General features: G+C 63.1%; 20 protein-coding genes. 8 read left to right on the forward strand and 12 right to left on the reverse strand.

Annotation, left to right across the window (positions count from 1 at the left end; all coding sequences use genetic code 11):
- Nucleotides 1–38: 38 nt before the first annotated feature.
- The 4 genes from ACFT1A_RS22365 to ACFT1A_RS22380 are packed head-to-tail and all read right to left on the reverse strand — an operon-like array spanning nt 39 to nt 3,840.
- Nucleotides 39–767: a DUF1707 domain-containing protein gene (locus tag ACFT1A_RS22365; RefSeq protein ID WP_378448809.1), complete on the reverse strand. Its 729-nt coding sequence runs from the start codon at nt 765–767 to the stop codon at nt 39–41.
- 17 nt (nt 768–784) lie between these two features.
- The gene (locus tag ACFT1A_RS22370) at nt 785–1,417 is read right to left on the reverse strand and encodes a response regulator transcription factor (protein ID WP_047269712.1); all 633 of its coding nucleotides are present in this window, start codon (nt 1,415–1,417) and stop codon (nt 785–787) included.
- A gap of 28 nt (nt 1,418–1,445) precedes the next feature.
- Nucleotides 1,446–2,669, reverse strand: coding sequence for a MacS family sensor histidine kinase (gene macS / locus ACFT1A_RS22375; protein ID WP_378448810.1), 1,224 nt, complete (start codon nt 2,667–2,669; stop codon nt 1,446–1,448).
- The gene (locus ACFT1A_RS22380; protein ID WP_378448811.1) at nt 2,662–3,840 is read right to left on the reverse strand and encodes an AI-2E family transporter; all 1,179 of its coding nucleotides are present in this window, start codon (nt 3,838–3,840) and stop codon (nt 2,662–2,664) included. The genes macS and ACFT1A_RS22380 overlap by 8 nt, the downstream gene beginning before the upstream one ends.
- 192 nt (nt 3,841–4,032) lie before the next feature.
- On the opposite strand from ACFT1A_RS22380, the gene ACFT1A_RS22385 reads away from it, so the two are divergent.
- Nucleotides 4,033–5,511, forward strand: coding sequence for an adenylate/guanylate cyclase domain-containing protein (locus ACFT1A_RS22385; RefSeq protein ID WP_003945952.1), 1,479 nt, complete (start codon nt 4,033–4,035; stop codon nt 5,509–5,511).
- Between the two features lie 9 nt (nt 5,512–5,520).
- Entirely contained in the window at nt 5,521–6,627 is a 1,107-nt protein-coding gene (locus ACFT1A_RS22390) for a YbhN family protein (RefSeq protein WP_378448812.1), read from the forward strand.
- Here the strand turns inward: ACFT1A_RS22390 and ACFT1A_RS22395 are convergent.
- Nucleotides 6,624–7,304, reverse strand: coding sequence for a FadR/GntR family transcriptional regulator (locus ACFT1A_RS22395; RefSeq protein WP_007734477.1), 681 nt, complete (start codon nt 7,302–7,304; stop codon nt 6,624–6,626). The two genes, ACFT1A_RS22390 and ACFT1A_RS22395, sit on opposite strands and share 4 nt — an antisense overlap.
- A gap of 163 nt (nt 7,305–7,467) precedes the next feature.
- Between ACFT1A_RS22395 and ACFT1A_RS22400 the strand changes: the two genes are divergently transcribed.
- The 4 genes from ACFT1A_RS22400 (at nt 7,468) to ACFT1A_RS22415 (ending at nt 11,803) form a co-directional block, all read left to right on the forward strand.
- A complete protein-coding gene (locus ACFT1A_RS22400; RefSeq protein ID WP_378448813.1) occupies nt 7,468–9,204 on the forward strand; it encodes a 2-isopropylmalate synthase in 1,737 nt (578 codons plus the stop codon).
- A 78-nt stretch (nt 9,205–9,282) separates the two neighbouring features.
- Nucleotides 9,283–9,831, forward strand: a complete 549-nt coding sequence (locus tag ACFT1A_RS22405) for a YceI family protein (protein WP_019747097.1) — start codon at nt 9,283–9,285, stop codon at nt 9,829–9,831.
- 64 nt (nt 9,832–9,895) lie between these two features.
- Nucleotides 9,896–10,273: a DUF3054 domain-containing protein gene (locus tag ACFT1A_RS22410; protein ID WP_378448814.1), complete on the forward strand. Its 378-nt coding sequence runs from the start codon at nt 9,896–9,898 to the stop codon at nt 10,271–10,273.
- 57 nt (nt 10,274–10,330) lie between these two features.
- Nucleotides 10,331–11,803, forward strand: a complete 1,473-nt coding sequence (locus ACFT1A_RS22415) for a peptide MFS transporter (protein WP_378448815.1) — start codon at nt 10,331–10,333, stop codon at nt 11,801–11,803.
- A gap of 6 nt (nt 11,804–11,809) precedes the next feature.
- Here ACFT1A_RS22415 and ACFT1A_RS22420 read toward each other — a convergent pair whose 3' ends face one another.
- From ACFT1A_RS22420 to ACFT1A_RS22430, 3 genes are all read right to left on the reverse strand, one after another.
- Entirely contained in the window at nt 11,810–12,547 is a 738-nt protein-coding gene (locus tag ACFT1A_RS22420) for a sulfite exporter TauE/SafE family protein (RefSeq protein WP_378448816.1), read from the reverse strand.
- 30 nt (nt 12,548–12,577) lie between these two features.
- Nucleotides 12,578–14,257, reverse strand: coding sequence for an NTF2-like N-terminal transpeptidase domain-containing protein (locus ACFT1A_RS22425; RefSeq protein WP_378448817.1), 1,680 nt, complete (start codon nt 14,255–14,257; stop codon nt 12,578–12,580).
- A gap of 107 nt (nt 14,258–14,364) precedes the next feature.
- Nucleotides 14,365–16,182 (reverse strand): penicillin-binding transpeptidase domain-containing protein, encoded by a 1,818-nt coding sequence (locus ACFT1A_RS22430; RefSeq protein ID WP_378448818.1) that lies wholly within the window; start codon nt 16,180–16,182, stop codon nt 14,365–14,367.
- A 100-nt stretch (nt 16,183–16,282) separates the two neighbouring features.
- Between ACFT1A_RS22430 and ACFT1A_RS22435 the strand changes: the two genes are divergently transcribed.
- Nucleotides 16,283–16,837 carry a hypothetical protein gene (locus ACFT1A_RS22435; RefSeq protein ID WP_283306895.1) on the forward strand — a complete coding sequence of 185 codons (555 nt, stop codon included), beginning with the start codon at nt 16,283–16,285 and terminating at the stop codon, nt 16,835–16,837.
- Nucleotides 16,838–16,851: 14 nt separating this feature from the next.
- Here the strand turns inward: ACFT1A_RS22435 and ACFT1A_RS22440 are convergent, their stop codons facing one another.
- Nucleotides 16,852–17,652 carry an HpcH/HpaI aldolase/citrate lyase family protein gene (locus ACFT1A_RS22440; protein ID WP_378448819.1) on the reverse strand — a complete coding sequence of 267 codons (801 nt, stop codon included), beginning with the start codon at nt 17,650–17,652 and terminating at the stop codon, nt 16,852–16,854.
- A gap of 7 nt (nt 17,653–17,659) precedes the next feature.
- Nucleotides 17,660–18,472 carry a 2-oxo-hept-4-ene-1,7-dioate hydratase gene (hpaH, locus tag ACFT1A_RS22445; protein WP_378448820.1) on the reverse strand — a complete coding sequence of 271 codons (813 nt, stop codon included), beginning with the start codon at nt 18,470–18,472 and terminating at the stop codon, nt 17,660–17,662.
- A 190-nt stretch (nt 18,473–18,662) separates the two neighbouring features.
- Between hpaH and ACFT1A_RS22450 the strand changes: the two genes are divergently transcribed.
- Entirely contained in the window at nt 18,663–19,175 is a 513-nt protein-coding gene (locus ACFT1A_RS22450; protein WP_378448821.1) for a MarR family winged helix-turn-helix transcriptional regulator, read from the forward strand.
- Here the strand turns inward: ACFT1A_RS22450 and ACFT1A_RS22455 are convergent.
- Nucleotides 19,142–19,777 carry a flavin reductase family protein gene (locus tag ACFT1A_RS22455; RefSeq protein ID WP_378448822.1) on the reverse strand — a complete coding sequence of 212 codons (636 nt, stop codon included), beginning with the start codon at nt 19,775–19,777 and terminating at the stop codon, nt 19,142–19,144. The two genes, ACFT1A_RS22450 and ACFT1A_RS22455, sit on opposite strands and share 34 nt — an antisense overlap.
- Nucleotides 19,774–20,229, reverse strand: coding sequence for a VOC family protein (locus ACFT1A_RS22460; protein ID WP_378448823.1), 456 nt, complete (start codon nt 20,227–20,229; stop codon nt 19,774–19,776). Before ACFT1A_RS22460 ends, ACFT1A_RS22455 begins: the two co-directional genes overlap by 4 nt.
- Nucleotides 20,230–20,300 lie beyond the last annotated feature (71 nt).

A 20,300-nucleotide genomic window follows, 5' to 3' on the forward strand; every position in this document is an offset into this window, starting at 1 on the left:
GGGTTTTGCGTTTGCCCTCAACTGCGGATTCGACAAGGTCAGGAGCCGAACATCTTTCGGATCGTGGTACCGAAGGGATGCTTCGCGGTGACGCTGCCGAATCGCACCTTGCCGTGAACCACCAGGTGCAGCGGCCCCATCTGCGGACCGGAGCGAACCTTGTTGGACGCACTTCCCCCGACTGCCTCGACACCGTTCATGTCCACCGTCGCCTCTTCGGGAACGATCAGTGAGATCGAACTGGCGTAGTCGTCGATCGAGATGTTCACGACCTGCGTCTGCATCACTGCACGCGTGAAGTCGATGGTCACACTGGACATTCTGGTGTCGACCACGACGGCTGGAGGAACGATCCATGCGCCGTTCCGCGTCACCGTCGCCATTCGTCCACGGATCACGGCAGCATTTGCCGCGCCGTAGGCACCGACAACCGGAGCCCCGACCGGAGCGCGGTACGGCGGGCTCGGGTGAACCGGCGGTGGCTGATGCGGCTGGGGTTGGTAGGTCGGCGCCGGGTAGGGCTGGCCTTGGTACATCGGCTGACCCGCATTGGGATACGCGGGCGGATCGTAGTCGGAGATCAGTGTGATGCCCGGAAGATCCGTGAGTACCGAGTTGAGTTCACCTCGCGTCTTCGCGGCCAAGGCCGTGTCCATGCGCTCGGTGAACTCACCGAGCGAGAGCATCCCTTGACCGACAGCTTTCTGCAGCAGCTCGCCGACGTGCTCTCGTTCGGCATCGGACACGCGTAGATTCCTGGCCTCCATGATTTCCAGGATAAACGTTATTCGAGACCTTGTTCTATTGCGTATCGCGTGAGTTCGACGCGATTGGCCAATTGAAGTTTCCGAAGCGTTGCCTGGACGTGGTTTTCGACGGTTCGGTGGCTGAGCGAGAGCCTCGTGGCGATCTGCTTTGCGCTCAGCCCCTTGGCGACAAGACGAAGCACTTCGGTCTCACGGTCGGTGAGCCGAGGCAGCTCTGGTGCGCGATCGTCGGCCGGTGCCGTCGACATGCGGCGGTACTCACCGAGCACCAATCCGGCGAGGCCGGGTGTGAAGACGGCTTGTCCGTCGAAGGTCGCTCGCACGGCCTCGAGCAGTTCCGCCACCGAAGCACTCTTGACCAGGTAGCCCGATGCTCCGGCTTTGACCGCGTCGAGGACGTCGTCACGCTCGGCGGAAGCCGAAAGCACGAGTACCTTGCTCTTCGGCGAAACCTCGAGCACCGCAGTGGTGGCGTCGGCGCCGTTTCCGTCCGGCAGGTTCATGTCCATCAGAACCACGGCGGGTTGCACGGCGGCGGCGCGGCGGCGTGCACTCTCGACACCCTCCGCCGTCGCACTCACCGTGAAACCGGCGGCCTCGAGGTCCCGAGAGACACCGTCGCGCCACATCGGGTGATCGTCGACGACCATCACCGTCACCGGATTATCGCCCTGTTCGTCAGCCACGCTCACTCTTCCCCTTCGGAACGTTGATCTCCCATTCGGTGCCCTCCCCCGGCCCCGTTTGCAGGACCGCAGTTCCGCCGAGCACCTGCACTCGGCCCAGAATGGACTTCGATACTCCCATGCGGCCTTCGGCCTCAGCCTGCGCCAAGCGACCCTCGGGAATTCCGACGCCGTCGTCGCGGACGCTGACGATCACTTCGTCCGGCAGATCTTCGAGCAACACGTATGCCTTCGCCGAAGGTCCGGCGTGGAGCCCGACATTGGACAGGGCGTTGTCGACGATGGCTGCCAGCTCGATAGCTCGATCGCGCTCGATCACGACGGGGTGCGCAGGCGTCGACACCGACACCGACGTGCTGGCCTGCGTGGTCAACAGCGGACACAGATCCACTGTCTGTCCGCCGACGTCTGCCGCGGCACCCGAAACCTGCTCGGAGATCAGCATTCTCAAGGCGACCTCCTGCTCACCTGCCAGAGCAGCCAGTTCAGCTGCCTCGCCGCCGAGTGCCGCTCCTCGCCTGCGCACCATCGCCAGCACCTGCAGAACGCCGTCGTGTACTTCGCGTGCCAAACGCTCGCGCTCTTCGGTGGCCGCCGCCAGACGGACGGCTTGCTCGAGTTGTCGATGCGAGCGCCGAGCGGTGGTGGTGGCCAAGCCCAACGCCAGGCCGACCGATACGAGCACGGGAGCGGTCGCATCGCGCCAGAGGTCCAGGTTGACCTGGTCGCGGATGATCGCGCTGGCCGCCGAGATGACAACTCCGGACGCCATACCGAGCCACGGACCACCGAGAATTGCCGCGGAGATGACCGCGTTGGTGGCCCACAGCGTGGTGGGGAGCGTCTGGTGATTCTGATACCACTCGTGGTCGGAGACCAGCCTCGTCGACGCCATCAGCAAGATGACGACCACCTGATCGGCGATCACCACCTGGTACCGCGGCAGCTTCTTCCCGAACAACGCACCGGAGGTCCCGAGCAGCAGTGCCGACACCCCGGTCCACACGGCCATCAGAGCGACGAAGAACCAGCTGAGCCGGGAGTTGGTGTAGTCGGAGGCCGAGGCGAACTGGTAGCTGATCGCGTACACCAGCGTGACGAGCCGAAATGCCTGCGCCGCCCGCCACAGCGGGGCGTCCGGGTCGGTGTCGATGCCCGACGCCTCGCGGACGGTGGGCTGATAGTGCAGCCGGCGACGCCGGGTGGGCTCAGTCATCGGGAGGAGTGGGGTTCACGATGCGAGGCTCGGCGCGCGGCTCGTCGGGTTCGGCGGGGAACAGCGGGGTCTCCGGGTCTTCGACGTGAAGTTCCGCATACGCGGTGTCCGGGTCGTCGGCGAGGAGAGAACGAATAGCGGTGTTGAGGACTGCGACGATCGGAACAGCCAAGAGCCCGCCAACGATTCCGGCGAGGACGAGACCCGTTGTAATGGCGAGAACGACTGCCAGCGGATGCAGGCGGACGGCGCGACCCAACAACAGCGGTTGCATCACGTGCGCTTCGAGCTGCATGACACCGATGATGATGCCGAGAACGATCAGAGCTGTCAGAAAACCCTTCGTGACCAACGCGACCAGCACAGCGAGAAAACCGGTCAGAAATGCACCGACGATCGGGATGAACGCGCCGATGAACACCAAGGACGCCAGCGGCAGAGCGAGCGGCACCCCGAGAATCGCCAGGCCGGCGCCGATACCGATCGCGTCGGCGGCGGCAACCGCGACCGTGGCCCGCACGTAGCCGATCAGCGACCCGAACCCCGCAGACCCGGCAATTCGCACGCGACGACGAGCATCGGTGGGCACGATCCGGGTGACGAACTGCCAGATCTGATCCCCGCCGTAAAGGAAGAAGATGAGAGTGAACAGCGTCAGCAGAGCCCCGGTGAAGATCTCACCGATGACCGTCGCCGTGGTCAAGGCGCCGCTGGTCAGAGACTCACGATTGGATTGCACCGACTTGACGACCGAATCACCCGCTTGGCGGATCTGATCCTCACTGAAGTGCAACGGTCCGCTGGTGAGCCAGTTCTGAATCTGCGTGACGCTGGCCGTGAACTGGTCGGTGAGCTGCGGCAACCCGTCGATGAACTGCTCGACGACAAACGTCATGATTCCCGCGACCAGCCCGATCGAGCCAAGCAACACGACGATGACAGCTGCCGAGCGAGGAACACCCCACACCTGCAGCCGATCAACCACCGGAATCAACAGAGCCGATGCCAACAAAGCCAGCCCCACTGGGATGAGCACGGTTTCGAGACGTAGAACGACATACCCGAGAACCAACAGTCCAGCGAAGATCACAATGAGGCGCCACGACCATTCCGCCGCTATGCGCACACCCGGATGCACTGCCCGAGCGTCGGCGGATATCGGTTTATTCATCCTCGAAGCTCGCTCCGCACGCCCCCTGTTTGCGTTCACATCGCGAGCCTAACCGGCCCGGCCGACACAGGTGAGCGGACGAATAATCGGACGCGCGTACCAACACTTCGACCTCTGCCAGCTAAATTGAACCCTGTGCGGGCCTCATACAGAGCAATAGCGGTGACCATCCGCAGCCGGTGGCCCCTCTATATGCTTTCCATGCTCGCGGCCAACCTGATCGGCGCGGTACTGGTCTTTGCCTTCGTGCGGTACGGCGTGCCGATCCAGGAGTCCGACGCGATTGTTGCCGATCGGGTCCGCAACTTCGCGATCTTCGGCGTGTACCTCGCGTTCGCCGGTGCCGTCAGTCTGACGGCAGCGGCCATGATGTTGAAGTCGGTCATCCGTTGGCGGCTGCGCGGGGGACCACCGACGAGGTCAGAGCAGATGGCGGCACTCCACGCGCCGCTTCGCCAGGCCATCGTCCACCTGGTGCTGTGGATCTTGGGCGGCATCATCTTCGTGTTCCTGACCATCACCGAGATGCCCGGACTCGCGATCGCCGTGATCGTGACGGTGTGCATGGCCGCGACCACGACCTTCGGGTTCACCTACATGCTCGGGGAGCGCATTTTGCGGCCGGTCGCCGCCCAGGCCTTGAGCGAGGGCGAATTCGATCGGACCATGGCGCCGGGCGTCGGCACCCGGCTGGCGATGACCTGGGGTCTCGGCACGCTGATGCCCGTCGCAGGCATCATCCTGCTGTGCTCGACGCAGCTCACGACCGATCTCGAGTTCTCCCCCGACTCACTCGCATGGGCGATCCTGCTCATCTCGATCATGGCGATCGTGCAGGCCTTTGCGCTGTCGATGCTGACGGCTACTCAGATCTCCGATCCCATCCGCCAACTGCGTCGGGCCATCGAGCGGGTGCAGCGCGGCGCCACCGACGTACGCGTCGAGGTGTTCGACGGCAGTGAGATCGGCCGGCTGCAGGTCGGCTTCAACCGCATGATGAAAGAGTCCGACGAGCGTCGCCTGCTGCGTGAGCTGTTCGGTCAGCACGTCGGCGAGGACGTGGCCCGGCGCGCGTTGAAGTTCGGTACCGAACTGGGCGGCGAAACTCGATTCGTGGCAGTTCTGTTCGTCGACATGGTCGGATCCACCGGTGCCGCGGCCGAGCGCCCTCCGGGCGAAGTGGTCGAGCTGCTCAACGAGTTCTTCCGTGTGGTCGTCGACGTCATCGATCGTCACCACGGTTTTGTCAACAAGTTCATGGGTGATGCGGCGCTCGCCATCTTCGGTGCACCACTCGATCGACCCGACGCTCCGACGGCGGCCCTCGCTGCGGCCCGCGAGCTGCGGTTCAAGCTCAACGACATCACCGGCCTCGACGTCGGGATCGGCGTGAGCGCGGGGCTCGCGGTCGCCGGCAATATCGGTGCCGCCGAACGTTTCGAGTACACCGTGATCGGTGATCCGGTCAACGAAGCGTCACGGCTCACCGAGCTCGCGAAGCTTCGGCCCAGCCGCGTGCTGGCGTCGACGAGCGCGCTGTATTTCGCCGACGAAGAGGAACAGGCCGAGTGGGAACTCGGCGAGCAAGTTCAACTACGTGGACGCCGACGACTGACGCATCTGGCGTGGCCGGAAAAGTATCCAGAGGTCGATCCGGATCAAATTGGTTAGGGTGAGTCGATGGCTCAGCCTGGAAACACCCCACGGCGACTGAGACGACCACGCCCGCCCGTGGCCGAGACCAGTCGGGCCAGAGGGCGCTTCTGGTGGCTGAAGTGGGTGCTCGGGATAGCGCTCATCGCCCTCCTGATAGCCGAAGGCGCATATCTCTGGCCCAGGCTAAGTGAGGCCTGGCGGGTCCTGACCGAAATCCATTGGGGTTGGGTGGCCGCGTGCGTCGCGGCCCAACTCATTTCACTCAGCGGTTACGCGTCCGTTCAACAACGTCTGCTCAATGCCGCCGGTGTGGTTGCCGGTCACCTCAAGAACCTTTCGGTCATCTATGCCAGTACGGCAATGGCGCTGACGTTGCCTGCCGGCCAAGTCTTCTCCACTGCGTTCACGTACAAGCAGACTCGAAAGTGGGGTGCGACGCCGGTAGTCGCGTCGTGGCAGTTGGCTGTTTGTGGGGTGATCGCTGCTGTCACCTTGGCACTGCTGGGTGCCGTGGGCGCATTTGCATTCGGTACCAAGGTCAGCCCGGTGACGCTGACGATTTCGATCATCGGCATGGCGCTCCTCTTTCTGGGGCTTCGGTACATCGCCCAGAATCCTGGCAGTATCGAGCGGATAGGACATCGAGTCCTGGCCCGATACAACCGAATTCGCAAGAATCCGCTCAGCTATGGGATGCGACGCTGGTCCGAGATCCTGAAGCAACTGGATTCGGTCGAGCTCAGCCGCACCGACTCGGTCATCGCATTCGGGTGGTCGGCCATCCATCGTGTCGCCGATGTCGCTTGTTTGGGTTTCGCATGCTGGGCGGTGGGCGCGGAACCCTCCTTCGCGGGGCTCCTGATTGCCTTTACCGCCGCCAAAGCAGTCGGCAGCATTCCGCTGCTTCCCGGCGGGCTGGGCTACGTGGACACCGCACTGATCACCGCGCTGACGATCGCCGGTGCCAGTGGACCGCAGGCAATTGCGGCATGGTTTGTATATCGGATGGTCAGCTTCATCATGGTCGCTGTCGCCGGTTGGATCGTCTTCTTGATCACGTTCCGTGCAACCCACCACGAAGATCTCGAGATGGACCTGGAATTCGAACGTCGAGAACAACCCGGCGTCTAGCGTCGCAACGCTGCCGCCATGTCGTCGAGATGTGCCCGGCTGATCCGTACCGCAGCTTCTGCGTCCCCGGCTTCGATGGCGTCCACCAACATTCGATGTTCGTCCGCATCCGGCTGACTGTGTGGATGCAGGTCCAGAACCGCGATCAACTCGATCAACGCGGCCCGCAGACGCGGCACAAAAGTCTCGAAGAGTTCCGACAGCACGGGATTGTGGGCCGCATCCACCACCGCCCGGTGGACCGCGATGTCAGCGTCGACGAAGGCTGCGTCCCCGGAATGGGCGGCAGCAGTTCTACCGTCCAGCGCTTGCCTCAGAGCCGCGACGTCGACGGCATCGCGCCGCTGCGCTGCGAGGCGAGCCGCTTCGATCTCGACCGCGTTTCGCACCTCGACGACGTGAAGAATCGCCTCGGCTTCGAGCACACGCGGCCACTGATCCGGGGGCGTCGTACTCCGTAGGAAGACGCCGGCTCCCTGTCGCGATTCGAGCATGCCGAGGCCAGCGAGGGTCCGCACCGCTTCCCTGATGGTGGACCGACCGATACCCAACTGCGCCGCAAGAGTGGTTTCACCTGGAAGTTTGGCGCCGACTTCCCATTCACCGCTCACGATCCGCGCTCGCAGCAACTCCGCGGCCTGGTCGGTGAGCAGCCGACGCTCGACGATCGGGGACACGTGAACTCCTCAGGTTGTCTGATAAGTGATTTCGTTCTAGTGTAGCCCGCATGGCTACAGGAGCACTCCTTCTCGACTGCCGCGGCGGGGCCTGACAGACCGGCACCCCTCCGCGGGGTTTCGCCATGCCGGTCTCTCGACTCGACCGCAGGAGAAACCGAAGATGAGTACAACCCGCGCCAACCACTGGAACAACCAGAAGCGCTCACCCATGCCGTCCGAGCGCTATCGCGCAGCCTGGGACCGCGTCGACATTCCGACTTTCGAGCGAACCTGGCCGTCCAATCGCACCACCGCGGCACCCCTGTGGGTGCCCGTCGATCTGCGAGACGGCAACCAAGCCCTCGCGGAACCGATGGACCCCGAGCGCAAGCGTCGAATGTTCGAACTGATGGTGGCGATCGGCTACAAGGAAATCGAGGTCGGCTACCCCTCCGCGAGCCAGACGGATTTCGATTTCGTTCGAGACCTGGTGCGCTTCGATCTCGTTCCCGACGATGTCACCATCGTCGTATTCACCGCCGCGCGTACGGATTTGATCGAGCGGACGTACCAATCGATAGAGGGACTGCCGAACGCGGTCGTCCACATGTACACGGCGACGGCGCCGACGTGGCGAAACGTGGTTCTCGGCAAGGAGCGAGAAGAGCTGCACGACATGATTTTCCGCGCCGCACAAGATGTGGCTCGCGGCGGCGAAGGCCACGACGGATGGCGATTCGAGTTCTCCCCCGAAGTCTTCAACCTCACCGAACCCGACTACATCCTGCAGGTATGCAACAGTCTCACCGAACTCTGGGACGCCAGTCCCGATCGCCCGGTCATTCACAACCTGCCTGCCACAGTCGAAATCGCCACCCCCAACATCTATGCCGATCAGATCGAATACATGCACCAGAACCTGGCCCGACGCGATTCGGTGATCCTCTCGGTCCACCCGCACAACGACCGCGGCACCGGGGTTGCATGCGCCGAACTGGCAGTGCTGGCCGGTGCGCAGCGCGTCGAGGGGTGCCTGTTCGGCAACGGCGAGCGCACAGGCAACGTCGACCTGGTAACCCTGGGGCTGAATCTGCATGCACAAGGCGTCGATCCGGAAATCGACTTCTCTGATATCGACAAAATCCGTCGAACAGTGGAGTACTGCAACAGAATTCCCGTCCACGAGCGTCACCCGTACGGCGGCGATCTCGTGTACACGGCATTTTCCGGCACCCACCAGGATGCGATCAAGAAGGGTTTCGCCCATCACTACGAGAGCGCGAAGGCCGCGGGCGTCGATCCGGGATCGGCGCCATGGGCAGTCCCCTACCTGCCGATCGACCCCGCCGACGTCGGCCGTGACTACCAGGCGGTGATTCGTGTGAACAGCCAGTCGGGCAAGGGCGGAATCGCTTATCTGGTGCAGACCGAGTACGGAGTCGAACTCCCCCGGCGTCTGCAGATCGACTTCGCCTCGCGGGTGCAACTCGAGACCGACGACACGGGCACCGAAATGACGGCCGATCAACTGTGGAACCTGCTGCTGCGCGAGTACGGGTACAACGGAGGAGTGCGTCGGTACTCGCTGGAACACACCGCCGACGGTGATCAGTTGTTCGTCGCCATCGATCGTGACGGGCGCGAGGTCACCGCCGCAGCCAGCGCGTCCGGGCCGGTCGAGGCATTGAGCAAAATCCTGACCGAACAGGGTTCGGCGGTCGAGGTCGTCTCGCTCACCCAGCATTCACTGCCCCGCAACCCGAAATCTTCCGGGAGTGCGAATTCGGCCGTCACCATTGCAGAGTGCGTGGTGAACGGTGAAGGACGCTGGGGCATTGCGGTGCACCAGTCGGTGACGGCGTCGGCGCTGCACGCGGTCTATGCCGCTAGCACACGCACTGTGATGCAGCTCACATGATCTTGCGGAAGGATTTCCAGGGGTCCATAGTTGAAGCTACAAGAACTTGAACATTCAACTACTTCTTCAGGAGCTTCCATGACCACCGCAACCTTGCCCACATTGACCGCCGGAACCTGGGTCATCGACACTGTCCACTCCACCGTCGGATTCTCGGTTCGCCACCTCATGGTTTCCAAGGTTCGTGGAACGTTCGACGAGTTCTCGGGAACGATCACCGTTGCCGAAGACGGAACCCCTGCCGTCGAGGCCGAGATTTCCGTGGACTCCATCAACACCAAGAACGAGCAGCGCGACGGCCACATCAAGTCCGCTGACTTCTTCGACGTCGAGAAGTTCCCGAAGGCAACCTTCAAGTCCACCGCAGTGCGCTCCAAGGGCAGCGACTTCGTCCTCGCCGGCGACTTCACGCTCCACGGCGTCACCCGCGAGGTCGAGCTGAACCTCGAGTTCAACGGCGTCAACCCGGGCATGGGCCAGGGCCCAGTCGCCGGATTCGAAGCCACCACCGTCATCAACCGCAAGGACTTCGACATCTCCATCGAGATGCCCCTCGAAGGCGGCGGAGCAGTTGTCGGCGACAAGATCACGATCACCCTCGAGATCGAAGCCGGCCTCCAGGCCTAACAACCCTGTGCGCCTTTATTAACCGCCCGCGGTTAATAAAGGCGCACAGTCGTATGGTGTGAGCGTGAAGAAGTACGCACCATTCCTGCTGATCGACGCCATTCTTGTCATAATCTTCTGCGCGATAGGGCGCCGTACCCACGAAGAAGCCAATGCGCTCGCCGGTCTCGCGAAGACGTCCTGGCCGTTCCTGACCGGCCTGGTGATCGGATGGGCTGCCACGTTCGCGCTGTACCGCGACAAGTTCAACCCCGTTCTCCTGCTCCCCACCGGCATTGCCGTTTGGCTCGGCGCCGTCGTCATCGGCATGGTCCTGCGAGTGCTGAGCGGTCAAGGCACGCAGTTCAGCTTCATCGTCGTCGCGACGCTGGTCCTCGGCGCGTTCCTGCTCGGCTGGCGTGCACTCGCGCCGCTGGTAGCGAGGATTCGCACCAAGTCGTAACCAAATTCCACGGCTCGGAACCACCCGAAATGCCCGAGGACGTAGGACACTTTTCGGATGAGCAACACTACGGAGCCCGTCGAACGTAGCGAAAAGGAAGACCGAGGGTTCTTCGGACAGCCGTTTGCGCTGGCGAACCTGTTCGGCGTCGAGATGTGGGAGAGATTCTCCTTCTACGGGATGCAAGGCATCCTCATCTACTACCTGTATTACAGCGTCAGTGACGGCGGCCTCGGCATCAGCCAGGCGGCAGCGACCAGCATCGTCGGCGCCTACGGCGGCACCGTCTACCTGTCGACGATTCTCGGCGCGTGGGTGGCCGACCGACTTCTCGGCTCCGAGCGCACCCTCTTCTACAGCGCTTCGCTGGTGATGGCCGGCCACATCGCACTGTCGGTTCTCCCCGGCATGTGGGGTGTGGGTGTCGGCCTGGTCATGGTTGCCTTCGGCAGTGGTGGTCTCAAGGCCAATGCGACCTCATTGGTCGGAGATCTCTATTCCGAAAAGGATGTCCGCCGCGACGCCGGATTCTCCATCTTCTACATGGGCATCAACATCGGCGGGCTTGTCGGTCCGCTGCTCACCGGTGCCGTCCAGGACGCCTGGGGATTCCATGCCGGTTTTGCTCTCGCGGCCGTCGGTATGGCGCTCGGTTTGATCCAGTACACGCTGGGCCGCAAGCATCTTCACGGAATCGGAGCCGAGCCCGGCAACCCGTTGCCCGCGGACAAGCGCGCTCTCTACATCGGTATCGGCATTGCTGCGATCGTCGTCGTCGCGGTCGCCTCGATCACCGGTTTGATCACGGCCGACAACATGTCCGACGTGGTCGTCGGACTCACGATCATCGCGTCGGTCGGCTACTTCCTCCTCATGCTTACCAGCAAGAAGGTGACCAAGGTCGAACGCAGTCGGGTCTTTGCGTTCATCCCGATGTTCATCGCGAGTGCGGCCTTCTGGTCGCTGTTTCAGCAGCAGTTCACCACTGTGCCGGTGATCTCCGACAAACTCCTGGACCGCAATCTCTTCGGTTGGGACTTCCCGCCGACGTGGGTGCAGTCGATCAACCCGGTCTTCATCATCATCTTTGCCGGTGTGTTTGCGGCCATGTGGACCAAACTCGGTGACCGTCAGCCGTCGTCGCCGATCAAATTCGCGCTCGGTACCGGCACGATGGGTCTGGCGTTCCTGGCATTCATCCCGATCACCGGCGGCGGACCGAACAGCGCACCGCTGCTCGGACTTGCCGGAGTGCTTCTACTCTTCACCTTCGCAGAACTCTTCCTCTCCCCCGTCGGCCTTTCCCTTGCAACCAAACTCGCGCCCGAGCATTTCCACACCCAGATGGTGGCGTTGTTCTTCCTGTCCGTTGCTTTGGGTTCTTCGATGGCAGGGACCTTGGCCGGCTACTTCGACATCGACGACAGTCGCCCGTTCTTCCTGATCATCGGTTTCTCGTCGATCGGAATCGGAGTGATTCTTGCTCTCGCCTCGCCGTGGATCAAGAAGCTGATGCAGGGCGTGAATTAGACAGTCTCACTTCACCCACAACCACACAGCCAGCACGAATCCCGCTATCGCTACTGCCACACGCAGTACCGATGGCGGGATTTTCTTGACGACGGGTGGCCCGCACCAGCCTCCGGCCAACGCGCCGAGCGCCATCGCCAACGCGGCCACCCAGTGCACCTGTCCGGAGAAGGCGAAGATGAGCGCGGCTACAAGATTGGCGATGCCGAGAAAGAAGCTCTTCAGGATCGTTGCACGCCAGACCGTTTCGGAGGTCAGGATGAGCGTCGCGGCCAGGAAGATGACACCGGCGCCGGCGCCGAAATAGCCACCGTAAACCGCGACGGCAAACAGTGCTGCCGAGTAGATTCCGGGACGGTCGCCGCCGCCGGCCAGCTCACGAATCTTCGGTTGCAGTAGCAGCGCGAGCGAGGCGAACACAACCATCGCGGGCACAACGGATTCGAAAGAGCCTTCCGGTGCCAGCCATAGAATCAGGGCACCGACAATGCCGCCGGCCGCCGAATAGAGAGCCCAGCGAACAAGTTTCGGACCGGTATCGGCAACTTCGCGTGACGAGTTCGCCAATGCTCCGACGCCGACGGCCACCAACGCAACGGTATTGGTCATGTTCGCGCTGACCGGTGAGAGCCCGACGCTCAGCAACGCCGGATACGAGACGATCGATGCAAGACCAGTGACAAAACCGACAAGACCGCTGAAGAATCCCGCTACGACGAGGAAAAGGAAATCGAGCAGGTTCACGAACCAGGAATCTACTCGCGGTGCCCGGTACTACTTGTCGGCAGGCTTGCCGAGTTCCTGGAAGAGCTTGTCCGTCATCTGCATTGCTCGATCGCCGCCGTCGGCGTCTGCGACGAACACCGCGAACGCGAAGTCTCCGCGTGATCCGTAGAACCAGCGATCGTCACCGCTCGCCGCACCGGCCGCCATCATGTCCGGGTACCCGGCCAGTCCGCCGGCCCCTCGCATGGCGTCGCGCAGACGATTGTTCACGTCGCCGGGCAATGCCGTCGGGGCGACGTCGGCGGTAGCTGGTTGTCCGAAGACCATCATCGGAAGCGGGGCGCTACCGCGGGCGATCGACGCCGCCAGCATCGCCATCCCGAATGGAGTCACCGTCGGCGCACCCGAGTTGTCGGACGTCTTGTTGGCCATGACGTTGTTCATCGCCTGGTCCACGCCGGGGCGGTTCGCGGCCAGCACTGCAGTCTGCTGTTCGAGTCCCTGAATGTGGAAGCCGTTGCCGAGTCCGAGTTGCTGCCCGGTGTCGGCCAACTGCTCGGCTGACACCGCTCCGGGGTCGACGCCGTTCTGCATCGACGATGCGAGACGGACCAGATCGAGGGCGCCGCCGGCCGGGCGCAACCCGGTGAAGGCGATGGGCCCCTGTTCGATGGCCTGATTGTTCTGTGCTGCAGCCAGAATGGCGCCGTCCGACGGGCGGATCGCGACGATGGCGGCAGGAGTACCCGCACTGACGACGGCTTCGATCGCGGCAAGTTGAGCGTGCGAGTCGAGAGTCGCGGCCACGTCGGGGCCGGGAGGTCCCTGGAAGCCGGCCTGCTTGATCGGGAACCCGTTGGACTCGACCAGGTTGACCGCCCAGCCGGCGGTGGCGTCGCGATTGGCCTGCCACACGGTTCGCAGCGGATCGAGCAACGGTGAGTTGATGCGACGGTCGGAGGCGATCAGCTTGGGTGTCTTGACCACGACGACGCCGGGGATCGCAAAATCGCTTTCCAGGTAGGCGTAGTCCGGATCGCGGAGCAGTACGGCGGTGACGGGCTTGCCGGGGTTGGCGGCGAGGTCGGCCAGCATCGACTCCGAGGTGACCAACGGCGCGACAGGTTCGAGGACCGTGGCGAGGCGACGGGTGGTGTCGACGGGGTCCGGCATGGCGGCCGGGTCGAGAGTGATCGCGTTGATGGTCTGCTCGTTCATGAGCAGGGTGCCGGTGCTGTCGACGACCTTCGGCGGCGCTGCGTCCGTACGGGTGTACGAGACGGTGCGACCGTTGCCGAGGTCGGGAACGAGGACCGACGGGTCCCAGGACACACGCCAGCCGACGGACAGATCGCGAACCTCACCCTGCGACTGGTAGCTCCAGTCCTTGCCTTCACCGAAGTTCCAGGAGGCGTCGAGGGTGAAGAGTCCGGAGTCGCTACCCAGATCCATGACTTGGGCAACGTCGAAGTCGGAGGACTTGGCGGCCAGTCCGTCGAACATCTGCTGGATCGACGGTCGCGCCGCGTTGGGGTACGACGTGAGCGCCGCGGCAGCTTCGGCGTCGTGGTTGTTGAGGGCGGTGACGAAGTCCTCCACCACCGAGGCGGCATCGGATTTCTTCTCTCCACCGATGACACACGACGCGAGCGCCACTGTCAGTACGACAGCAGTTATCGACGCAACGACATATTTTCCACGACGGTTGTGCTGTCCTCCGGGCCCCATGCATGTAACTCTTTACTTCTGTCACATGAGTAACAAGCACGGGATGCCTACGAACGTGTCACGGTTGAGCTACGACGGCGTGATCCAACTGCAACGGAAAACAGGTTTCAGCGCAGAAAAGTACCCGCTACCTGCACTGCAGGCGAAGAGCTGTCCGCGCCGGCGATGAACACCGCAAATGCGAGATCTCCTTTGATTCCGACAAACCACCCATGCGCTGGGCCACCCTCCGTTTCGGCCGTACCGGTCTTGCCGAGAAGCCCCGAGATGTCCTGCAACGACGTCGCCGTACCGCCCGTGACGGTCTCGCGCATCATCACCCGCAACTGTTCGGTCACTTCCGCGGGAGCAGGTGCGACGGTCTGATCCGCCACGCCGGCCTGTCCCTTGACCAACATCGGCGCGGGTGTCGTTCCGTTGGCGATCGAGGCCGCCACCAGTGCCATCCCGAAAGGCGTGGCGGTCACGGTGCCCTGGCCGATCGCGGACTCGACGCGCTCGGCGGGAGTGTTCGCGTCGGGGACGTTGCCCGTCACCGTCGTGAGCCCGGGGGTCACGTAGTCGACGCCGAGCCCGAACTGCAATCCCGCATTGTGCAGGGCATCCGCAGGCAGACCGACGGCCATCCTCGCCATGGTGGTGTTGCACGACTTCGCGAATGCCGTGTGCAGCGGGACCGATCCGAGGTCGAACTCGTCGTCGTTGGGGATCTGACGCCCTTCGATGTTCTCGGTACCCGGGCACGGCAGAACTGTGTCCGGTGTAGCGACGCCGGCTTGCAGGGCCGCGGACGTCGTCACTGTCTTGAACGTCGAGCCCGGTGGGTACAGGCCGGTCAACGCGATCGGGCCCTGTGCGTCTGCGGGGGCGTTCTGGGCCACCGCCAACACCGCTCCGGTCGACGGCTGCAGCGCAACGATCGCCGCCTGTTGCGTCACCCCGGCCAGTGCGTTCTCGGCCGCGAGTTGCAGCGGTCGGTCGATGGTCGTCGCGATATTCGGAGCAACGGGCCCGTCTTGGCCGGCGACGGTGGTCACGGTTCCGTTCTGCTTCACCTGCTGTACCGCCCAGCCTGCGGATTTGTCCTGTCCCTCCTGCCAGAGGTCGGAGAGCCCGCTGAACGTCGGCGACGCCAACGCTTTGTCCACCGAGAGCAATCGCGCTTGTGGCGCCAAGCTCACTCCGGGAATCGCCGCCAACCGCTCTTCGATGGGTGCAAGATCCTCGGCACGCAAAGTGATTGCGGTGACCGGCTTCCCGCTTGCCGACGCAAGGTCGCCGCTCAGAGATGCCGCCGTGATCGTCGGAGCGACGGGCGAGAGCAGGGCGGCGACCGCGGCCGTGTCCACCGGGGGAACGGCAGCGGAATCGAGATTGACCAGCGTCACTACCTGCTGCTCCATGATCGGCTGACCCGCAGCGTCCAGCACCGACGGCGGCGCGCCTGTCGTAGGTGTGTAGCGCAGCGTGGTCGAAGCGGTCAGGTCCGGAGCGAGCAGTGCCGGGTCCCACTGGATCAGCCAGTTGTCACCGCTTTTCGACGCGTTTCCCTGCGTCGAGTAGTTCCAGTCCTGACCTTCGCCGAACTTCCACGCCGCGTCGAGCGTGAATGTTCCCGCGGAATCTCCGGACTCGGCGGCGTCGGAGACGGTGAACGTTCCCTCGTCCTTGCCCAGTCCGTCGATCAGGGCCGAAATTGCAGTCGACGCCGCCGCCGGGTCGGTGGTGAGGGCTGCCGCCGCTTGCACGTCATCCGCGGTGAGCGCGGACGCGAACTCCTCTGCCACTGATTTCGGCTGGTCAGGGCCAGAACTGCAGGCAACGACGGATCCTGCTGCCAACACCCCCAGAGCTACGGCAGCCACGGGACGACGGAAAATTCGAAAGCTCTGACGAGCGTGTGAAAGGCGCACGACTTCGATCATGCCCGAATTTGTGGCGCCAGTTCGACTATCGGTGTAATCATGTAATCAGTGCAATCAACAAGTGCACATCAGGCTCCACCAGCTTTCCGAGGAGAACGCCATGAAGAACTCACAAGGCTCCGGCGACCGCAGGTTCGGCCGTCCCGGAGGTTGGCAACAAGCATCGGTTCCCGACGCGAGCGATGCGTCCGACTGGTTTGCCGGTCGACTTCCCGACGATTGGTTCACCGGCACCGCCGACGTCCAGGTCGACCGCGAAGAAATCGTCGTGATCGGTGAACTCCCGGCAGTCGACGGCGGCGAGGCAGCCACGGACGGAAGGATCTCGCGCTTTCGCGAAACCACGCGCGCCGACCGGATGCGCATCGCCGACGAGGCCGAGGCTCGCTACGGACGCAAGGTCGCCTGGGGCGTACGCCTGGACGAAAAGACCGTCCTGTTCACACATCTCGCGGTCCCGGTGATGACACGGCTACGTCAGCCCGAACGCAAGGTTCTCGACACTCTGGTGGACGCGGGTGTTGCTCGTTCGCGCGCGGATGCCCTCATGTGGACAGTTCGGTTGGCGGGCAAGCACAGCGAACAGTGGCTCACTGAACTCCGCGAAGCGATGTCGAAGGTCGACGATCTCCGATCCGAGGGTCCGAAAATCTGAGGACCGAGTGATCTTCAATAGACCGAGACTTCAGCTCCACGAGTAGATTTCGGAGCGCGATACCTTTCCAACAAGGTTTCGCAGCCTCGGACCAGCAGCGAGACGTCGGTCCCGATGGCCACGAATCGACAACCGAGACCTATCGCAAGGTCGGCCGCGGCGTCCGAACCCGCCAAAGTTCCGACCGGGACTCCGATTCGTGTGCACTCGTCCACCACGAATCGGAATGCCTCCTGCACCTGCGGATGCAGCGGTTGTCCGAGATGACCCGACGTCGCAGCGAGGTCCGACAGTCCCACGAAGACAGCGTCGATACCGGCCGTGCCTGCAATGTCGCCGATGTTCGCCACCGCGTCGGGGGTTTCGATCTGCGCGATGAGAGTGATTCCGTCCGCTGAGTTTTCGAGGTAACCGACATCTCTGTTCCATCGCGAGGCACGAGCGAGGGCGCTACCGACGCCGCGGTTCCCGAACGGCGGATATCGTGTTGCGGCAACGGCATCCCTCGCCGCTGAACCGGATTCGACCATCGGAAGCAGCAGTGTTCTCGCGCCGATGTCCAGGAGTCTCTTGACAGCGACCGCGTCGGTACTGGGCGGGCGCACGATCGGTTCCACCGGATCAGCTGCAACAGCTCGCAATTGATCCGCCACCGACCGGAGGTCGTTCGGACCGTGCTCCGAGTCGATCAGCACCCAGTCGAACCCGGCCCCGGCGCATATCTCGGCCGTGACCGCTTCCCCGAGCCCGAGCCACAAGCCAAGGGCCGGAGCAGCATCGGACCGAAGCGTTACCTTGAACGGCTTGGATGTCATTGTTCCTCTATCCGGTTTCAGCGAACCGACACGAGACAGTGCCGAGCGCGCCGTAGTCGATGTGAAAGGTGTCCCCTGCCTGCGCCTGGATCGGACGAGTGAACGAGCCGGCGAGAATCACGTGGCCGGCTTTCAGTCCGACACCGAGCAACCCGAGTTTGTTCGCAAGCCAGGCAACACCGATGGCCGGATGATTCAGGACCGCGGCGGCTACTCCGCTTTCCTCGACGACTGCATTTCGATAGCAGAGCGCAGACACCCATCGCAGATCTGTCTCGTCGGGCGCCACCGGACGCCCACCGAGAATGATTCCGGCGTTCGCCGCATTGTCCGAGATGGTGTCGAAGACGGTTCGTGTTCGACCTGACCCCGGGTCGACCTGCACGATCCGCGCATCGATGATCTCCACGGCCGGAACGACATACCGCGTCGCGTCGAGCACGTCGTAGAGAGTGACGCCGGGACCACTGAGGTCGCGGTCGAGGACAAACGCCAACTCCACCTCCACCCGCGGAACGATGAAGCGCCCGTGCGGTATTTCGGAACCGTCGGCGAAGAGCATGTCGTCGAGCAGCACACCGTGATCCGGTTCGGTGATGTTCGACGCCCGCTGCATCACCTTCGAAGTGAGTCCGATCTTGTGCCCGATGATCGACCTCCCTCGGGCAAGCTTCCTCGCGACCCACGCGGTCTGGATGGCATAGGCATCGTCGAGGCCCATGTTCGGATATCCGAGGGAAAGTTGACCGACCTGCACACCGGAAAACTCTGCTTGGTCGAGTTCTTCGGCGGCGGTCCGTATTTGAAGATCAGTCAGCATGACGCTCCTGCTGTCGAATTTCTGGGTGAGGTGAGGGCAGCAATCCGCGCGCGAGACACTTGCGCCGCATTGCCAACGGCGGCGGGCAGACTTGTAAGCTCGATTCGTGGAAGCGACGGGGAAAAATGCCGATCGACACGGCACAGCGGGAAAAAATGCCGGGCGCAGCAGACGGACCGCTGACGAAGCTATGGAACCCGTTCTGGCAATGTTCGACCAATTCGGAACTGCCGAAGACCCTGCCGCTGCTCGGCTCGGCCTGCTCGCGCTGTGGCTGGCCGACGACATCATCGGTTCGGTGAACCAGAGCCTCGAACCTTTCGAAATCTCCGAACGAAAGCTCGACGTCCTGCTCATCTTTGCTGCCCAGGCGATCAGTGACACAGACGAGCCGTACATGCGGCAGACGCCGAGCGGCATCTCGGATTACTTCGGGATCTCCCGGGCCAGCGCGACCGGCGTACTCGACTGGCTCGAGAAGCGCGAGTTCGTCGAGCGCACGAGGGCCGGGACTGACCGCCGGTCCACTCCCATCCAGATCACCGATACGGGGAAAGGCACTGTCGCGCAGACGGTTCCCGCGTTCGAAGAGGCTTGCCGTAACCTCCTCGCCCCTCTCTCCGACCGCGACAGAAAAGACCTCGGCCGAATCCTCGGCAAGTGGTGGACTCATTTCAAAGATCCGGACACGACGGAAGGCTGATCGGTCCTGGCAAGCCTGAACGGTTCGGAAGTGGTTGTGTACCAACCGCCACCGTGCATTCGCCCCACAAGATCGAGCGAAGCACCGTCGATATGCCCTCGATTCGGATCCAACACGTGTCGGTCGTCCACATGTGCGGTCACGATCTCGCCGACCACGATCGATCGCCCGTAGCCGATCGACAGAGTCTGTTGTTCCACGCATTCCAACGACACCGGCGCTCTTGCCAACCGGGGTGGCGCGACGCTGCGCGAAGCTACCACCTCGAGACCTGCGACAGCCGTTTCGTCTACCGCGGATGGATAGTCTGCGGCGGTGACATTCATACTCTCGACCGACTCCAGGTCCACGAGATTGATCACGAACTCACCTGTGTTACCGATGTTTCGAGCAGTATCCTTCGGAATTCCCTCGCGAGCGCCGATTCCGATGCACACGAGCGGCGGAGTCCCCGACATCAGATTGAAGAACGAGAACGGTGCAGCGTTCACCACGCCTCTGGCGTCCACCGTTGTGATCCAGGCTATCGGCCTCGGAACGACGAGGGAGGCAAGGAGGTTGTAGCGGGACTTCTGCGCCATCTCCCCCACGTCGAAGATCATTCGTTCGAACCGGCCGCGGGCTGCGCGCGGAGGCTCTTACGGCATCTGCACAATCCGACCTGATGGAGTTCGACGAGGTTGCCGGCCGGATCGCGCACGAACAACTGCTTGAGGTCCGGCGAGGCGACATTGTCCAGCGCAAAGTACTCCACACCGAGCTGCTCCAGTTCGCGTTCGGCGGCGCCGATGTCAGCGACCGCGAGCGCTATGTGGTTTTCCACCGGATCCTTGCCTGGCCCTTTGCTGTAGGGCGAAGGCCCGTCACTACCGAGAAGATGGATCTGCACGTCACTCGGAATATCGAGGAAGTAGCCATGAATCCCGGGAATCTGCCAGCGTCCCGCATCCTGGGTCAGGTTGAGAACGTCCCGGTAGTAGTCGCGGGTTCGGTCGGCGATGTCATTCCCCATCCCCAACCCGATGTGATGCAACTCGAGTACCTCTACGGCCATGATTTCCTCCCTGATGCTTGCGCGAATATTTAGTATGGCAGCCATATCATCTGGCAGCCGTAACAATGCCG

It is taken from the genome of Rhodococcus sp. NPDC057135 (assembly GCF_042670865.1).
Lineage (GTDB): Bacteria > Actinomycetota > Actinomycetes > Mycobacteriales > Mycobacteriaceae > Rhodococcus_F.

Excerpts from the sequence above, each read along its gene's own strand:
- ACFT1A_RS22365 (WP_378448809.1), bottom strand. The coding sequence starts at position 767 with ATGGAGGCCAGGAATCTACGCGTGTCCGATGCCGAACGAGAGCACGTC.
- ACFT1A_RS22370 (WP_047269712.1), bottom strand. The coding sequence starts at position 1,417 with ATGGTCGTCGACGATCACCCGATGTGGCGCGACGGTGTCTCTCGGGAC.
- macS (WP_378448810.1), bottom strand. The coding sequence starts at position 2,669 with ATGACTGAGCCCACCCGGCGTCGCCGGCTGCACTATCAGCCCACCGTC.
- ACFT1A_RS22380 (WP_378448811.1), bottom strand. The coding sequence starts at position 3,840 with ATGAATAAACCGATATCCGCCGACGCTCGGGCAGTGCATCCGGGTGTG.
- ACFT1A_RS22385 (WP_003945952.1), top strand. The coding sequence starts at position 4,033 with ATGCTTTCCATGCTCGCGGCCAACCTGATCGGCGCGGTACTGGTCTTT.
- ACFT1A_RS22390 (WP_378448812.1), top strand. The coding sequence starts at position 5,521 with ATGGCTCAGCCTGGAAACACCCCACGGCGACTGAGACGACCACGCCCG.
- ACFT1A_RS22400 (WP_378448813.1), top strand. The coding sequence starts at position 7,468 with ATGAGTACAACCCGCGCCAACCACTGGAACAACCAGAAGCGCTCACCC.
- ACFT1A_RS22405 (WP_019747097.1), top strand. The coding sequence starts at position 9,283 with ATGACCACCGCAACCTTGCCCACATTGACCGCCGGAACCTGGGTCATC.
- ACFT1A_RS22415 (WP_378448815.1), top strand. The coding sequence starts at position 10,331 with ATGAGCAACACTACGGAGCCCGTCGAACGTAGCGAAAAGGAAGACCGA.
- ACFT1A_RS22425 (WP_378448817.1), bottom strand. The coding sequence starts at position 14,257 with ATGGGGCCCGGAGGACAGCACAACCGTCGTGGAAAATATGTCGTTGCG.
- ACFT1A_RS22430 (WP_378448818.1), bottom strand. The coding sequence starts at position 16,182 with ATGATCGAAGTCGTGCGCCTTTCACACGCTCGTCAGAGCTTTCGAATT.
- ACFT1A_RS22435 (WP_283306895.1), top strand. The coding sequence starts at position 16,283 with ATGAAGAACTCACAAGGCTCCGGCGACCGCAGGTTCGGCCGTCCCGGA.
- ACFT1A_RS22440 (WP_378448819.1), bottom strand. The coding sequence starts at position 17,652 with ATGACATCCAAGCCGTTCAAGGTAACGCTTCGGTCCGATGCTGCTCCG.
- hpaH (WP_378448820.1), bottom strand. The coding sequence starts at position 18,472 with ATGCTGACTGATCTTCAAATACGGACCGCCGCCGAAGAACTCGACCAA.
- ACFT1A_RS22450 (WP_378448821.1), top strand. The coding sequence starts at position 18,663 with ATGGAACCCGTTCTGGCAATGTTCGACCAATTCGGAACTGCCGAAGAC.
- ACFT1A_RS22455 (WP_378448822.1), bottom strand. The coding sequence starts at position 19,777 with ATGATCTTCGACGTGGGGGAGATGGCGCAGAAGTCCCGCTACAACCTC.
- ACFT1A_RS22460 (WP_378448823.1), bottom strand. The coding sequence starts at position 20,229 with ATGGCCGTAGAGGTACTCGAGTTGCATCACATCGGGTTGGGGATGGGG.